The sequence below is a fragment of the Leptospira ellinghausenii genome (assembly GCF_003114815.1).
Taxonomy (GTDB): Bacteria; Spirochaetota; Leptospiria; order Leptospirales; family Leptospiraceae; genus Leptospira_A; species Leptospira_A ellinghausenii.
Window position 1 is genome coordinate 216,763 of sequence record NZ_BFAZ01000003.1, and the last position, 17,161, is coordinate 233,923.

A 17,161-nucleotide genomic window follows, 5' to 3' on the forward strand; every position below is an offset into this window, starting at 1 on the left:
CAGTGAATTTTTATTACCGAGGATTAGTATACTTTCTAATTGTTCTAGTTCCTATCTTCTATCGTTGGAAGTGGAATGATGGTCATATATTCATTTCGAGTGATCCACAGATAAAATATTTCCAAGTGATTCATTCTTACCAAGGTGGTTCTGCAGAAGAATGTTTTTTCCCTGCCAATCAGTTTGGTTTTAAAACTGAGCAGATACCGATTGGGTATCCTTGGGCTTTTTTTCTGAAAAACGGTGACTGTGTTTTCCAATATCCATCTTTATTTGTTTGGGCACAAAAATCTTTTTTATATGTGATCGATCAAAAATACATAACTTATTTCCCAATTTTAATATTTTTGATAAATTTTTTAATCTTAGATAGAATCATACAATTATTTGAAAAAAGACCAACTTATATTTTGATAACAGCGATTTTGATTCAGGTTTTTTCTCCTGTTTTTTTATCTTCTTTGGACTATTCAGAATTAACGCTCACAAATTTTTTCTTGTTATTGGCGATATATTCCTATATACGTTTTAGTCGATCACCGAAATATTATTTTGGTTTGATACTATCTTTAAGTATAGTTTTGAATTTTCAATTAAGACCTGAATCCACTATTGCATTGGTTTTATTTTTAGGATTTGTATTTTTACTTTCTAAATCGAAGATTCAGTTCTTAAAGCAATTACTTCCTTACATAGTTATAGCATTTGTTGTACAATGTATCTTTTTTTCCTATAACAATCGGGTATATGGACACATTCTTGGAATGCGAGGCCTAAATACAGTGAATGATTTAGGCTCGAATGAATTACAACGTAATTTTCTAGGTGAATGGATTGCAGATCTTTGGGGAAATGATTTTAAAATTGGCATTTTCAAAGGTTATCCAATACTTTTTCTTTCTGCATTTGCCGTTTGGCGTAGAAAACTCAACGAGCTAAGTCCATTTTTGATATCAGGTTTGGTGTTTATTTTGATTTTACCAATACTTTCGCCTTATCGAGCAGGTGTGGATATTTTTGGGATGAGGTATTATGAAAGTGGAATTTATTTATTATTAATTGGTACTTTTATTTCGTTAGGGAAATTAAAACCTAATTATTTAGTCTTATTCATTTTTTTACCTTGTTTGTACTTTTCCTATAAATCGGATACTAGAGCAATCAAACAATGGTCTTCCTCATCCAAGGTTTATCATGAAATAATGTCGGAAATCCAGAATATACATCCTGATTTAATTGTACATAGAGGCTTATCGTTATCTTATCTCATGGGAGAGAGTTACATTACTTATCCACAAATTGCCGTATTCTCAAATGAGGATTGGTTAAAAGTGGAGGAAACATTGATGAGCAAACCGTATAGAATTTTGTATTTACAGTGGGAAGGTAATCGTTTGGTGAAAGATGAATTTCCAAAAAAAATATGGAAGGAAAAATTTGATATTAACTTTCAATTAAAACCAAAAACATATTCGATTCAAACCGAATACAAGATTGCACATTTCCAAGGTTTTTTGTTGGAGCAAAAACATTGAAAGTCTTTGTTAGATTCATCGATAACTTTGAACAATTCTTTTTAAGAAAGGAAGTTCTTGTATTTTTATTAATTTGTTTTTCTGGGATTTTGATTTACAAAAGAATTCTTTGGGATAAGGGAGTGAGTCCTCTAATCCAATCTGATTCACAAATCAAACTTTATCAAACAATAGAATATAAAAATCATGGCTTAAATTCCCACTCCTGTTTTTTGTTGGACAATTCCTTTGACACTCAATTTGAATTTTATCCATTTAGATATCCTTGGGCATTTTTTTCTACGAACGAAGTTGGTAATAGAACTTGTGTATTCCAATATCCAAGTTTCTTTTCTCAATTTTTTTCGCTCATCCCCATCAAATATCAATTCTTCAATCTACTAATTCTTTTTTTGTACTTAATAGTTTGTTTGGTATTAATTTTTACATTAAAATACATTCTAAATTTAAAATCTTTGGAATACGCTCTATTGAGTGGCGTATTTTTTATCGTAGGTTATGGAATCACAAGCGCTTTTGAATTTTCTGAGAGTGTCCCTGCACATCTTTTTTTAAGTATTTTGTTTTTTGCAATTCTTGCCATTGAATTGAATGAAAACCTTTCGAGTTTTCTCTTGTTTGTGATCGGTTTCATTGGTGCTATTTCAATTTTTTTACGATCGGAATCAATAATTTATATAGGAATAACGGGACTTGTAATCGCGTACTTTTATAGAAACGATCTTTTGGTTTTCTTACGAAATTATTTCTTTCTGTTTCTTGGGTTATTTTTCTCAATTTGTCTTTTTTCTTTTTATAATGAATCACAATTTGGTGAAATTTTTGGTGTTAGAAGTAAAGTAAGTTTAATTGATTTTACTAGGTTAAATTTTACGGACCGCTTTCATTTAGTAAAAGAATTCTTCGTGGGAAATGAAAACCGAGTCGGATTCTTATTCTATTGTTTCCCCAGTATACTTTTTTTTATCTATTCTTCTTTCAAAACAAATCTATCAATTATACAAAAGAAGCTTTATGCCATTACCGTTTTCTCTTTCGTTTCCATTGTTTTGCTGAGTCCTTATTCTTCTGGAGGACTTTATGCGGGAATGCGGTTTACGGAATTCACCTATTTTTTAATCACAATTTACATTTGTTTTACGATTGTAACAGAAAAAGAAAAATCTAGACGAAGAATCCTTGTTTTATTGGTAATATTTCAGATATTTTTAGGAATTTACCATGTAAGAAAAAATATAAGAAATTTAGATTATATAAAAAAATACCATGATATATACCAATCAAAACTAGAGGAATATCCAGACGCACCAGTTTTGCACTTGAGTACATTTGATCTTCTATTAATTTCCGATTCTTTTTTGAAAAAACCACATTGGATTGTGAATTATCAAAAGAAATTTGATTTGATGGAAGAAAAACTAAAAGAAGCAAATGTTTCACATTTTCAAGTATTTGTCTATGATTTTGTGCCACCCAAAGATGATAATGTAACCGAAGAATTTTATAAAGAATGGATCAATACAAAATTTGAAATCAAATCCAAGTATTATGAAAAGCAGACAGATGAAAAAATTGCGGGTTTTAGATTGATGTTATGGAAAATGAAATGAAGAACAATAAGGAAGTAATCAAGAAATTCAAATTTGAAATTGGTATTTTTATTTCTCTTGCATTCGGTATTTTTTTTAGATTCTATAAGTTGGATAGACAGAGTTTATGGACCGATGAACTCTATTCTGTATATGCGTCCTCTCTTGAAAATTGGCAACAATTCTGGAATTATTTAGCAAGTGATCCTCATCCTCCACTTTTCCAAATTTTACTATCGATTTGGATTCACATCAATCCAACAGGGAATGAAGTTTATACTAAATTATTTCCAGTTCTAATTTCTATATTCAATTTATTTGTTTTACTATTCTTAACTAAAGGTTGGGAGAAAAAAAGAAGGTTCCTCTTTCTTTTGCTTTTTTCATTTTCACCAGGTGCAATTTACTATGCACAAGAGGTTCGATCATATTCCCTGCTTTTGTGTTTATCATCTTTTATCGTTGTTCTTTTTGATTCTTTTTTATCTGACATTCAAAATAAGAAACGATATGTATCATTAGCAATTTTATCAATTTGTATTTCTTATGTTCATTTGTTTGGATTTATTTTTGTTGGTTTCCTTTACTTTTTATTTTGGATTTACTTTTTAGGTCTAAAGGACAATCGTCGCAATCTGGTTTTTTTACTTGGAGTTGTGACATTTATTGCTTATTTGCCGTTTGTTTTTCAGTTGTTAAGTGGGGATAAGATTGCAACTGCAAGTTGGATCGATCCTCCCAATTTAGTTTTATATTTGAGTTACTATTCTTTATATTTTTATACTTCGAAAAAATTTCTGTTTTTGACTGTTATAGTTCCTGTTGTTCTTTTTTTACTCATCATATACCAACTGGTCAAAAAAATATTTAGGAAAGGTGGATTTTCTGTTCTTCGTTTATCGGAGATGTACTTGTTGGTAGCAATTTTTGTGATTATTGTAACAAGCATTTTTTCATTTTATAAGCCTATTGTAACAAATCGAAATTGGATCGTAACTTTACCACTTGTGTTTATGTTTGTTTCGGAAAAAATTTCCGAAAGTAAGAGAAGTAAAATTCTTATGGTTAGTTTGATACTTTTGACTATTCTCTCTTTTGTTGATTTTAAGAAGAATTTTTATATCGTTTTTAAGGAAGATTGGCGGTCCACAAGTCAATTCATTTCGAAACAATGTGAGGGTCGGTATGTATTTTCAAATGCGACTCCCGAATACATCAAACTCTATTTAGATTGGAATTCGGTCCAAAATTTTGAACCCCAATTATTAGGGGAAGAGACAAAGATAGAACAAAATAAACTTTGTGTTGTGTATCGATTTTTAGGTGGAAATGGAAAAAGTTTTGAGGAAAAGAATGGTTGGAAATTTGTAAAGGAACAGCAGTTTTACGGGATGGTAGTTAAGGAGTATCTGAGAAGTGAATAAACATAGATTTAGGTACATAACTTCTATTTTCGAAAGGAAGTCTTTTGAACATGAAAATTTAAATGGAATTAGAGCAATTTCGATTCTTTCTGTCGTAATCTATCATGTCTGGGTGACGGTGAAACAAATTGTTCATAGTGAATATGAATTTGTAAATTTATTTTTGGGCGCTCTTTCTTCAGGGGTTGATTTCTTTTTTTTGTTAAGTGGTTTTTTAATTTATGGGGGCTTAAGGAGGGAATTTGATAAGAATGGGAAAATAAACATAAAAGACTTCTTTGTAAAAAGGAGTTTGAGGATCTTTCCTGCTTACTATTTTGCACTATTTATACTATATTCATTTAAAAGGTTTCAGTTATCAAAGTTTGATATTCATTCGATAAAAGACCCAGCGGCAATCGCGATGTTTGAGAATATCCGGGCAGGTTTGTCCAATGTTTGGGTTGATGCTTTGTATTTAACAGACATATTGAAAGTTCCAGTTGTTTATGATGGTGGTTGGTCTTTATCAATCGAAGAACATTTTTATTTGGTTTTACCTTTTTTTTGTGTATTTTTTTTCTTTCGAATCAATTTGATTTCTCGACTTTCTGTTTATATTTTAGGATTTTCCTTTGCTCTGTTCAATCGATATTCGGTCTCCTATCCAATTGCAAATTTAGATGCTGTTTACCAACTTTATTGCAGATTTGATTCCATACTTTACGGGATGTTAGTATACGAGATGTATCATTTATTTCCATGGCAGACATTACTCATCAGATATAAACAGTTTTGGTCTTTCATATTATTATTCTTTAGTTTTTCTTTAATTATTTGGATGCACCAAATCGATTCTTCGAGTGCATTTGCCATCGTGTTTCGTCCAACACTTGTTTCCATAGGATTTGGAATTTTAATGTATTTTTCTTTTTTCATCAAACCGATTACAAGTTTTTTTAGTTGGAGTTTTTTTAGGCCTTTTGCTCGATTGGGATACACAGCCTACCTTTGGCATATCATAGTGATTCCAATTGTTGCTATTAAAGTTACTCCAATTGTATTAAAGAATCAAAATATGTTATCTGCGGTATATGCTTTTTTATATGTAATATTTTTTACATTTTTAATATCATGGATAGTTTACTTAATCATTGAATTACCGTTTTTAAGAATAAAAGAAAAATTAGTGCATCCCATTAAAATTCAGTGAAATAAAGAGTCTCTATAATTAAATTATGAAATATTTTTTAGAAAAACGCAGTAATCCTAAATTGTTGTCCCTTGTGATTCCTTGTTATAACGAGGAATCTGTCCTTCCTCATTTAAAAGAAAGGTTAACTTCTTTTTTAGGTAAATTACAAACAAAAATTGAGTTGATACTTGTGAATGATGGAAGTGTCGATAACACCATTTTCGAATTAGTCAATTGGTCAAAAGAAGACAAAAGAGTTAAAGTCATTAGTTTGTCTAGGAATTTTGGACATCAGATCGCTGTCACAGCTGGAATGGATTATGCGAGTGGAGAAGCAGTTGTCATTATGGATGCAGATTTACAAGACCCTCCTGAAGTGATATTTGAAATGTTGGAGAAGTATCGAGAAGGCTATGATGTTGTTTATGGACAACGAATTGCTCGATCAGGTGAGTCATGGTTTAAGAAAATAACAGCATGGGCTTTTTATCGTCTCATGAAAATTTTAGTTCATAAAGATTTACCATTGGATTCTGGTGATTTTAGGTTGATTTCTCGTAGATGTTTGGATGCTCTAAATGGACTTAGAGAGAACCATCGTTTTTTACGAGGCATGAATGCATGGATAGGTTTCCCTCAAACTCCTGTTTTTTATAAACGTGATGCAAGAGTTGCAGGTGAAACAAAATACCCTTTGCAAAAAATGTTAAAGTTAGCAATGAATGCAGCAGTTTCCTTTTCACCACTCCCTTTACGATTTAGTTTGGCTCTCGGAATCATCGTTGCATTTGTTGGATTTTTTGTAGGAGCTTATGCACTCTTTCGTGCGTTTCAACATTTCATTTTGGAAATGCCAATCGTCTATAACCCAGGTTGGGCAACAATTGTCACTTTGATTTGTTTAATCGGTGGTTCGATTTTAATTTCGATTGGTATACTTGGAGAATACATAGCTAGAATTTTTGAGGAATCTAAAAATAGACCCCTCTATGTAGTTGAATTTGTAAAAGGTATTTCAGAATCCAAACGATTACATAAGTAAGATGATTACGGAGAATAATTACATTCTCGATAACCAATGAATTTTACTTCAGTATATTGTTTGCATGAATATTTTTTGTTTTGAAGGAGTATTGGAAACTCAGTACTACTTAATTCCATATTCCTTTTGACATTCATGTAAGCATTCGGAATTTTTTTCGAAAAATCAAGGATATATATTTTTTTCATCTTTTGTGATTCCATTAAGTTTACTAACGAATTGAGATCTGATTCATTCGTAAAGTTTTGAAATGAAATTGCTGGTTGTTTCAATAAATGAATTCCAGAAGTCGCAGATAAGTTGGTATCAAAAAAAATCCATAAATCAGCATTCAAGTTTTCATAGATTTGATTTGTTTTTTTGATCATTTTAAAACTTTCTTTCAAAATTCGCAGTATGATCAAATTGACTAAGATGGAAATGATGATAAGGATTTTGAAAATTTTATCCTTTTGGAGTTCCGACCAATAATGGGAGATGATGAAAATCATTGGAACAACTGCAAATAGTGCATACCTAGCCGAAATTGTAATTCCATCATTGGGTGCAGTCAGTCCTACGAGAATCGGATATAGGATAAATAGAGTGAGGTGGAAGTGGATTGTATTTTGTTTTCTAATGGAATATAAAGAATCTCTGAAACGATAGAGCGGATAAAGAAAATAAGGCGAAATAAGAAAAAAACCAAATTTGAAACCTTGGTCTGAAAATCCCGTGAGTAAAATCTTTTGCAGATTTAAGATGCGATTGTTTTTTGCAAAGTAATGGTCTTCCGTATAATTGAACAAGTATCGAATTCCCATTGGGTGTCCATACTCAGTATCATTCCATAGAACAAAAAATGACAATGGGATTAGGAAGGCGATTGATAAGAAAACGATTCGGTTTCCTTTTTTTAGTCCAATTAATTGAATTGAGGAAAGGACAAATAGTAATCCGGAAAAAATTAAAAGTTCCAATCGGAAAAAACTAAGTAAAACTGAAAAACATACACTTACTATCAGTAAATTTGTGTTTTGATTTTGGATCGCCATTGTCCAGATTGAATACACGAAACAGACAAGGAAAAGAGTAATCGGAACTTCTGATAAGTCAATGACTTGGCAAAGTACAACAGAAGTTGTAAAAACCAAAATGGAAATATTGATGTCAACTTTTCCGAACCCTTTTAAACATAGCACTCCTAAGAGAAGAAAAATTACATTCACATAAATCATCTGATTTACTGGTAAAAAAAAGAAAAGTTTTGCATATAAGTAAGCAAATGTTGCAGAAAAGACAGACTTCAGTTCGTTTTGGTTTTTGAGGATAAATGTAACAGGATGTAACTTTAGATATGGGTCTATCGAGTTTGCAGGGTAAGTGATGGATTCGGTTCCGTTTTGTACGCTATTGATTTGGAAGGCTTTTGCTAAGGAATCCGAAATAAAACTATTCGTTGCAGAGAGGTAGGTTTGTAATCCAAGGAAAAAAACAAAAAAAATAGCTAAGGTGATTTTATCTTTTTTTGAGAAATGAAATTTCATTTAATTTGCTCCTTTGATAGTTCCTGACCAAATTCGGTACAGTTGTTTATCAAGGATGTGAAAATTTGAAGTATTTTTTTCTAAACTCGACTCTAGTCGATTTAAATCCCAATGAGAAATTGGATATCCTCCTTTTGCTTTTTCAGCATTCATTATATTTCTTGTTTCTTGAGTTAAAATGAGTGGGTGCCAATCAACAAAGATTATTTTTTTGTTTTTCATTTTCTCCGATAAAATTTTGATCAATTGATCATTCTTTTCAGTAGTATATGAAACTAAACTAATATGTTTTGTATAATCACTTCCTATGGAATATAAATTTAAGTAATCTGTAAACACAATGATATCAGGATTTAATTCTTTTGTGATGGAACGAAAATTTTTAACCAAACTGGTTTTGGATTTTTGAATTTTTGCACCAACGATTCCCAATAAAAAAGAATAGGTGATGATAAGAATGAGATTCATCCGAAATTTCCAATTTTTGGATGCGACAATTTTTACAATCAATGGTTTTAATAAGATTAAATAAGGCAAAATTAAAACTGTATAAAATCTAGGCCCCCAATTATTGAATCCATCGTTTGGTGCAATGAAAGGTATCACAAGTATTGTTAATACTAAAGACAATGAGAGTGATTTTTTTATATTGGAGACAGTCTTGAAATGTGTTAGATAAAAAAAGATCAATGGAAAGGAAATCGGTAGGTAAGCCAAAAAACCGATTTTTTTATCTGCATAAAAATTTAAACTTTGAAACCATTCGAGTCTTTGAGCAAAACTTACTTTGAATCCAGATAAATTTGCGACAAATCGAGTACCAAAGATATGATCGTATAAAATTTCATTCAATACGAATTGCAGAACAATTCCCAGAAAACATACTATAAAAAAAACTTTCAGTGAAGCAATTTTGTAAAGAACAGATGGGAATGATTGGTCTTTCCATAAAAAGAAGAAAGTAAAGAAGAAGAAAAAGGAAAAAAATGGAAGTGTATCTAATCGAACCAAAATTACCCAAGAAAGTGATAATCCCGCAACAGTTTGTATGAGGAATGATTTTCGATTGCGTAGAATAGGTAAGAGTCCAATTAACGAAAAGGCAAAAATTGCGGGCATCTCTGAATATTCCCAACTCAATGGCCACAGATACGTTGCAAAATAACAAATCCAAAGTAGAAAAAATGGGAATTTGTAATACTGTCTCAGAATCCAAAAACCTAAGAAGAGAAAAAATAGAGAACTATATACGAGATAAGATAAGGGTAGAATATACAAAAGTGGTGCCATCATGGCTGCAAATTGTATCGGAAAGGCACTGACAATTCTATCATTGCATTTAAGAAATAAATTATCAACTAAATGGAAGTAGTTTAAGTTTGGATCAAAGTCATAACCTGGGTAATACAATTGGTCCGATTGAAAGTGATTGAAATATAGAGAATATGTTTGGATCAATTTGTCATGGCTATCTTGGAAGTAAGAGTTTTGAGGAGAAGTGTATTGGATGGACAAAACAACTGCAAAGAAAAGCAAAAACCATTTTAATCCTATTTGTAATTGTTTTACTTTTGGGAGAATCACCATTTGCGTTGTTTGCCTTTTTGTATTTTCTACAAGTTAATACGATATTGTATTTATCGATTGATTTCTATTGAATCCAAGGCAAAGTTTCCCCAGATACGAACAATATGAAAGAATATTTTATTGAAATTTTTAGGAAAAATAACAAGGAAATTAACGAATTGTATGGAATCCGTGCGTTAAGTTGTTACTTAGTTATCTTATTCCATTGTTTTGCTTTTTCTATCGATTTTTTCCCCGTACAGTATGCTCAGTATTTACCTAATGCGCAAAATGTTGAATTTTTAATGAGTTTGTTTTTTGTGATTAGTGCCTTTTTGGTATCCACATCCTTTTCTCGAGAATTAGAAAGGTCTAGTTTTGGAGTTAGTTGGAAAAACTTTGTTTTGAAACGATCTCTTCGTATCTTTCCTGCTTTCTATGTGATTCTATCGATTACCATTTTAATCATGGCTGGCGTTTTGAAAAAAAGCCAAATGATGACAGGTTCCGATGGACTATCGGAAAGTTTAATCGATTTAAAATTAAAACTTTCCTATTGGTGGACTGATTTTGCATATATCTCCAATTATTTTCCAAAGCGGATTATGGTTCATGGATGGTCTTTATCAATGGAAGAACAATTTTATTTAGCGATGCCATTTGTATTTTTGTTCTACACAAAATTCTTATCAAACACCGTTCAAAAACTGGTTTTTTTAATCCTTCTATTGAATGTCCCCATTCTCATTCGTTATTATTATCATCTAAATGTTCCTATGTTAGAGTTTGATGGATATGTCAAAACTCTTTTCCATCCGATCCATACTCATTTTGAACCATTCGTATATGGTATATTACTGATGGAACTTTGGAGATCTGGTAAAATATCGAAACATTTACCGTATTCTAAATTAGGTTTTTATTTGGTATTTTCGATTCTCTTTGTTCTTTTTTGTTATGTGTGTACCCTTCAATTTGAGGATGCAAAGTTATATTTCACAGTATTTCGGATTAGTTTTTATTCTTTTTTTGCGTTTGTCATCGTATACGGAGCAGTGGGTGGATTTTTTTCTGGTATCGCGTGGTTTTTGGCAAATCCAATTTTAGTATTTATTGGCAAGTTAAGTTATGGAATCTATTTAGTTCACATGTTGGTCAATACAGCGGTTATGTTGGCCATCTTAAATCCCAAGGGTAGAGATTTTAATGGATTGAACCATTTATTAAAAGCATCATTTATAAGTTTAATTTTATCTGCTGTGATTGCACTTTTCAGTTATCTAGTGATCGAAAAACCATTTTTAAAAATACGCGAGTGGACCCAGCCTAGATTTGACATTTCTAAAAATAGTTTTTACTATATCATAGGAAATGATAAAGAAAAAAGATTAGTATCCATTTTACTTTCCATCTTATCGTTTTTGCCTTATTTAATTGTAAAGCAGATGATAGTCGTTTCTTTCATTCCTAAAACAAATTATTCAGAAATTAGTCTTTTGGTATTACTGACCATTCCGATCTTACTCAATGGATACTCGCTTCTAAAGTATAGGCAAATTTTCTTTTACCATTACATCAGTCGGTTTCAGAGCCAATAACTTTGTTCTATTTTAGCGTTTTTGGTCTAGTTCAAAAACGCAGATTTTAAATTCTCTTTGATTTTGGCTCTTGTTCCTTCCGCTTCTTGGGGAAGTGTTAACTCATCGAGTTGTTTTAGAATAAAGGTTTCATCTACAAGTTTTCCTTCCAAAACTTTTCCAATCATACCGGCGATGATACTTAAAATTTGGTTGGGATCTAAATAACCATGATTCTCTAAAAGGATGGCCATTCCCATGGCACCTTCTGTTCCGTAAAAAGGAGGTCTCTTTGAAAATTCTGTTTCGAAAACACCTTCTGGTAGGGCATCTTTTACTTTTTGGATCATATCCAATTCACTTGGCCCATGGATTGTGCGATTGATGAGAGTTAGAGATACTGGGTTTTTAGGGCCGTGGATCCTTAAGATTTCTTCCGCATACAGTCTGATTTTTTTTGCTGCGTCTCTTGTGATCGCATCTCTACCTAAAAAATTCAATTGGTATAAATATTCTTCTAACTCGTCTCCACTTAATTTTCCCATACAGATCAATTGGTAGAGTGTGAAGATCATATAATCGGATTCTGTATTATCCCCGAGAAGGATCTCCTTAGAATTTGTGGGTAAATAAATTCGGTCATACAGAAGAATAGAAAGTTTATAAGACATTTGGTCGAATAGGCTTTGGTATGAGGCGCCAAGGAATTTTTTAGTTCGTGACCAAGCGGGTTTGAATCCATTTTGGAAAAATGTAAGAGGATTGAAAATTGTATCGATGACTTTATCAAATACCCCTTTGATGGTTCCTTCTAAGTACTTTAAGTGTAAGGATTCTATGTGAATGTTATCTTTTGCAATAGTGGCAAGCATTGTCCTTCGAAAAAAATGAGGGCTTGCTGAGATAAAGGCGAGGGGAGCATTCTCTAAATTAATCCTCAGTTCCCTGTACAATTCGGGCATACCTGGAAGCGCCTGTTTTTGGTTAGGTGTCTCGAATAACGCAGAGAATTTTCCCTTTCCTGAGTGAATGTCCGTTGCCAGATAGGTTTGGTCAATGTCCGAAGTGACTACTATTCCTTGGTAGTCTTCTGCGATGATCCGCAGTTTCCCTTTTCCAACGATGGTTGTCCTTCCTAAGATGGAATTTTCGGTGGCATTTAAATGGGCTAAGTCCTTGGAATACTGGCGGAAACTGTCCAATCCCTCTAAAATGACTTGGAAATCATGTGATCCTACTGGCAGTTTGTCACGGATTTCACAAGAGAAAAAACCATCCTCATCTGCTTTGATTTTACCAGAGGTATAGATGAGTTTGCCTGTAGTATCATTGACTTCTAATTTTAAAACTGGTTTGCGAACCGGAGCGAGGGAAAAATCAAGGAAGGGAGTGATTTTGGTTTCATCCCCCTTAAATAACCCTGTCACAAGGTCCCAAAGGCCATCTGCCTTCATTAAATCGGTAATCCCTACATCGACTACCTGACCACGTACATAGGAGCGTCGTTCTCTTCCTAGCGATCCACCGCAGACTGCGATTCTTTTGATATCGGTAATGATAGGTTGTGAAGTATTTGGTTCTTGGGACATAGAATTTATGCCTTTAAGCGTCTAAGAAAACAAGGAGCCGTCTATTCCTTTTTATGGCATCACTACGATCTACGAATGATTTTGTAAAACTTTTACAAAAAGAGGGAGAGCTCCGGGTCATTTCCGAGTTGGTTGACCCTAATTTAGAATTAGCTGAAATCCAAAGGCGAGTGGTCGCGAGGAAAGGACCAGCACTGCTTTTTACGAATGTAAAGGGAACCAAGTTTCCTGTGGCTACCAATCTTTATGGTTCTGAAAAACGAATCCATTTGGCTTTTGGCGAAAAACCTGTGCAAACGATAGCAAGGCTTGCCAAACTTGCTAAAGAGATTTTTCCACCACGGTTTTCCAAACTTTGGAAAGAACGTTCCCTTGGACTTTTGCCGTTTCAGGTAGGTTTAAAACAAGTCAGGCGAGCACCCATTTTAGATGGCAGTGTTCCTCGAGTGGAAGAACTTCCAGGACTTGTGTCATGGCCAAAAGATGGTGGTCCCTTTGTCACCTTACCTCTCGTTTATACCCAACATCCCAGTTCAGGAAACGGTAATTTGGGGATGTATCGTGTGCAACTGTTTGGTGAAAAGACGGTTGGTATGCACATCCAAATCCATAGAGGAGGTGGGTTTCATTATTACGAAGCAGAAAAGGAAAACAAATCCCTCCCTGCACATGTTTACATCGGTGGGCCACCCGCTCTCACCATTGCCGCTGTGGCACCACTGCCCGAAGAAATTCCGGAACTTGTATTTGCTTCCTTTCTCATGGGAGAAAAACTGCGGATGAAAAAAGACAAATTGGTTTCTCCATATCCAATTGTTGCCGATGCTGATTTTGCTCTCATTGGATCCATACCACCTAAATTACGAAGACCGGAGGGTCCGTTTGGAGACCATTATGGATACTATTCGTTGTTACACGATTACCCTTACTTAGAGCTCTCTCACATCCTCCACCGTAAAGATGCTATTTGGGCAGCAACGGTTGTGGGAAGACCTCCACAAGAAGACCATTATATTGCTGAATTCTTACAAGACTTATTATCACCAATGTTTCCCCTTGTGATGCCTCAAGTTCTTGGGGTATGGGCCTATGAGGAATCAGGTGTTCATTCTCTTGCCGCGGCAATTGTCAAAGAACGTTATTTCCGCGAAGCCTTTATGGGAGCACTTCGCATTTTAGGAGAAGGGCAGTTGTCTCTCACAAAATGTTTACTTGTGACAAACGAGAAGGTGAATCTTAAAAACTTTTCAGATACATTCCGAGTCATCACAGAACGAAGTGATCCAAGGACTGATTTTTTTATCTTTAGTAATATCAGCCAAGATACTTTGGATTATACCAGTGGAACAGTGAACAAGGGGAGTAAACTTCTTTGGATGGGAATTACGGATCCAAACAAACCCATCATCAATATAAATCTTCCTAGAGAATTTAATGGAAGTTTTAAAGACAAACGTTTTCAAAACCCAAAAGTGTTTTTACCCGGTGTTCTTGTTGTCAAAGGTTCTGAATTTAAACCAAATGATCGTTTGGCGGAAACACTACTCTCTGAAGATTTAGGTAAGTTTTCGTATGTATTTCTTGTGGACGACTCGGAAGATGCTGTGAAATCGGATTCCGATTTTATTTGGACTATGTTTACAAGGATGGAACCTGCAGCAGATGTCTATGCAAGGACAGAAACCATTCGGAACCATATATCCTACCAAGTTCCCATTGTATTTGATTGCCGTATGAAACCTTGGATCCCAGAAGTTCTGACTGCTTTACCAGAAACAGTCAAACAAGTGGAAGAACGATTTGGCAAATGGATCGATTCCTTGCCATTGGGCTAAAGACAATACGGAAACTTTCTGAAACTCTTTTCCCAAATCCGGGAGAAAAGTTGATAGATGGAATCTCTTAGGAAAAAAGAATCATCAGAGAAATGGCAAAAAAACTGACTCTAGTCACTGGCGGTGCGGGCCTCATAGGTTCGCAAATCATAGAAGACTTAAACCATAATGGAAACACCGACATTTTGGTTGTGGACCATTTGGGAACAACAGACAAATGGAAAAATCTCCAAAGGAATTTTTTTACAGAGTATTGTGAAAAGGATCAGTTTGAAAGATTTTTGGATGCCGGCCATCCTCTTCTTTCTGAGATTTCCGAAATTTACCACTTAGGTGCATGTTCTGCCACAACGGAAAAAGATGCAACGTATCTAATCCAGAATAACTTCCATTATACGAAAAAACTAGCTGAGTTTGCTCTTACAAAAAACATACCTTTTTTATACGCATCAAGTGCGGCAACCTATGGGGAAGGTGAATTCGGATATGATGACAAAGCCCCGATCGAAACTTTAAAACCCCTCAATATGTATGGTTATTCAAAACACCTATTTGATTTGTATGCAAAAAAAACGAAGATTGCAGACAAACTCATTGGACTCAAATATTTCAATGTGTTTGGATATGGCGAAGCTCACAAAGGGGATATGCGTAGTTTAGTTCTCAAAGGGTATGAACAAATCCGAGACACAGGCAAACTAAAACTTTTTAAATCCTACAAACCAGAATACAAAGATGGGGAACAAAAACGAGATTTTTTGTATGTAAAGGATGCGAGTAAAATCAGCGTCTATTTACTCAGTGAACGAAAATACGGACTGTACAATGTCGGGCGAGGAATGGCAGAAACTTGGAATGACTTAGCTTTTGCTCTTTTTAATGCCATGGACGCGCCGATAAACATTGAATATGTGGAAATGCCAGAGTCTTTAAAAGGCAAATACCAATATTACACCTGCGCTGATATGGAAAAGTTAACGAAAGCAGGATATCCTTTCGGTTTTACAAACCTCCAGGATTCCATAAAAGAATACGTTCGCCTCTTATCGTTAGAAGCGAAGTAATGCTTATTTTTTGTACACTTTTACAATGGTTTGGATTAAATCTTTGAACTTAGCATCTTTCAAACGATAGAACACTTGGTTCGAAGACTTTCGGGATTCCAAGATTCCATTGTTTTTCATTTTGCTTAAGTGTTGAGAGGCGGCCGATTGGCTCGTGCCAAGTAATTCCACGAGTTGACCTACTGTTTTTTCTTCTTTTGCCAAAGTATAAAGGATGAGCAAACGAATCGGGTGGGCTATCCCTTGAATTCCTTTAATCGCTTGTTCCAATTGTTGTTTCGATAGTTCTGTTTTTATTTTCATCGGTAAGGATTCCGTTATATCCTTATGACGAAAACATACCCAATTTACCTACGAAATTTTTATCGTTTGTTAAAAAAATGACAAAATATATTCACAAATTTTTTTGCCTCCTATGTACGAAAAGAAGGCAAAAAAGGATTAATCGAAGTTAGATTCGGACACCACCAGAGATTTCCAAAACCACACCTGTAACAAGATCGTTCATAATGATAAACTCAGCTGTAGACGCTATTTCATCTGGTTCTCCAAGTCTTCCCACGGGGATGATGGACTTCCATTTTGCCAAGGCTTCTGGGTTCATATCTTTTAGAACCATTTCTGTTCCGATAAATCCAGGGGCAATACCTGCCACTCTGATTCCGAACTTCGCGAGTTCTTTCGACCAAGTGACAGTCATGGCTGCAACACCAGCTTTTGCTGCACTGTAATTGGTTTGTCCAGAATTCCCATGCATGGCAATGGAGGCAATAGGGATGATGACCCCTTTTTTTTGTTCTACCATTTTGGCTGCTGCTTCTCTACCAGTTAAGAAAACTCCAGTTAAGTTGACATCGATGACAGATTGCCATTGGTCGAGACCCATTTTGCCTTTGACTTTTCCGGTTTCTTTGTCCACGCGAATGAGAAGTCCGTCTCTTAAGATTCCTGCATTCAAAATTGCTACATCAAGGCTTCCTTGAAATGCCGCAGCTTCTTCAATGAGTCGGATACTATCTTCTTCTTTAGCAACATTGGCAACGATTCCAGTTGTTTTGATTCCTTCTTTTTGAAAGAGAGAAACGGTTTCGTCCAATTTGTCTTTTTGGATGTCCGAGAGAATGATATTGGCACCCGACTTACCGAGACGGTATGCCATTGCCTTTCCGAGTCCACCGGCAGATCCGGTGACGAGAATGTTTGCACCTTTTAATTCCATGTCCACCAGTTTCGAAAAGGG

General features: G+C 34.3%; 13 protein-coding genes. 8 read left to right on the top strand and 5 right to left on the bottom strand.

The features are described 5' to 3' along the window. The first annotated feature begins 2 nt into the window (after positions 1–2). Genes DI076_RS03270 through DI076_RS03290 form a run of 5 tightly spaced genes read left to right on the top strand, consistent with a single transcriptional unit; the run spans position 3 to position 6,764 of the window. Entirely contained in the window at positions 3–1,535 is a 1,533-nt protein-coding gene (locus DI076_RS03270) for an LA_3751/LA_3752 family putative glycosyltransferase (RefSeq protein WP_108958603.1), read from the top strand. Beyond that, positions 1,532–3,145, top strand: coding sequence for an LA_3751/LA_3752 family putative glycosyltransferase (locus tag DI076_RS03275; protein ID WP_108958604.1), 1,614 nt, complete (start codon positions 1,532–1,534; stop codon positions 3,143–3,145). Before DI076_RS03270 ends, DI076_RS03275 begins: the two co-directional genes overlap by 4 nt. After that, positions 3,142–4,548: a dolichyl-phosphate-mannose--protein mannosyltransferase gene (locus DI076_RS03280; RefSeq protein WP_108958680.1), complete on the top strand. Its 1,407-nt coding sequence runs from the start codon at positions 3,142–3,144 to the stop codon at positions 4,546–4,548. Before DI076_RS03275 ends, DI076_RS03280 begins: the two co-directional genes overlap by 4 nt. Continuing rightward, the gene (locus tag DI076_RS03285; RefSeq protein ID WP_108958605.1) at positions 4,541–5,740 is read left to right on the top strand and encodes an acyltransferase family protein; all 1,200 of its coding nucleotides are present in this window, start codon (positions 4,541–4,543) and stop codon (positions 5,738–5,740) included. The genes DI076_RS03280 and DI076_RS03285 overlap by 8 nt, the downstream gene beginning before the upstream one ends. Positions 5,741–5,765: 25 nt before the next feature. After that, complete coding sequence (locus DI076_RS03290; protein ID WP_108958606.1) at positions 5,766–6,764, top strand: glycosyltransferase family 2 protein; 999 nt, start codon at positions 5,766–5,768, stop codon at positions 6,762–6,764. 5 nt (positions 6,765–6,769) lie between these two features. On the opposite strand, the gene DI076_RS03295 is transcribed toward DI076_RS03290, so the two are convergent. Then, complete coding sequence (locus DI076_RS03295; protein ID WP_108958607.1) at positions 6,770–8,290, bottom strand: LA_3751/LA_3752 family putative glycosyltransferase; 1,521 nt, start codon at positions 8,288–8,290, stop codon at positions 6,770–6,772. Continuing rightward, on the bottom strand, positions 8,291–9,877 hold the full coding sequence (locus tag DI076_RS03300) for an LA_3751/LA_3752 family putative glycosyltransferase (RefSeq protein ID WP_108958608.1): 1,587 nt from the start codon (positions 9,875–9,877) through the stop codon (positions 8,291–8,293). A gap of 104 nt (positions 9,878–9,981) precedes the next feature. Between DI076_RS03300 and DI076_RS03305 the strand changes: the two genes are divergently transcribed. Beyond that, a complete protein-coding gene (locus DI076_RS03305) occupies positions 9,982–11,454 on the top strand; it encodes an acyltransferase family protein (RefSeq protein ID WP_108958609.1) in 1,473 nt (490 codons plus the stop codon). Positions 11,455–11,480: 26 nt separating this feature from the next. Here the strand turns inward: DI076_RS03305 and DI076_RS03310 are convergent, their stop codons facing one another. Beyond that, positions 11,481–13,031, bottom strand: a complete 1,551-nt coding sequence (locus DI076_RS03310) for a phosphatase domain-containing protein (RefSeq protein WP_439957263.1) — start codon at positions 13,029–13,031, stop codon at positions 11,481–11,483. Between the two features lie 44 nt (positions 13,032–13,075). On the opposite strand from DI076_RS03310, the gene DI076_RS03315 reads away from it, so the two are divergent. Next, positions 13,076–14,857, top strand: a complete 1,782-nt coding sequence (locus DI076_RS03315; RefSeq protein WP_108958611.1) for a UbiD family decarboxylase — start codon at positions 13,076–13,078, stop codon at positions 14,855–14,857. A 92-nt stretch (positions 14,858–14,949) separates the two neighbouring features. Next, complete coding sequence (gene rfaD / locus DI076_RS03320; protein ID WP_108958612.1) at positions 14,950–15,921, top strand: ADP-glyceromanno-heptose 6-epimerase; 972 nt, start codon at positions 14,950–14,952, stop codon at positions 15,919–15,921. A 3-nt stretch (positions 15,922–15,924) separates the two neighbouring features. Here the strand turns inward: rfaD and DI076_RS03325 are convergent, their stop codons facing one another. After that, complete coding sequence (locus tag DI076_RS03325; RefSeq protein WP_012388953.1) at positions 15,925–16,224, bottom strand: ArsR/SmtB family transcription factor; 300 nt, start codon at positions 16,222–16,224, stop codon at positions 15,925–15,927. A gap of 148 nt (positions 16,225–16,372) precedes the next feature. Beyond that, a complete protein-coding gene (locus DI076_RS03330) occupies positions 16,373–17,140 on the bottom strand; it encodes an SDR family NAD(P)-dependent oxidoreductase (RefSeq protein ID WP_108958613.1) in 768 nt (255 codons plus the stop codon). Positions 17,141–17,161: the final 21 nt, after the last annotated feature.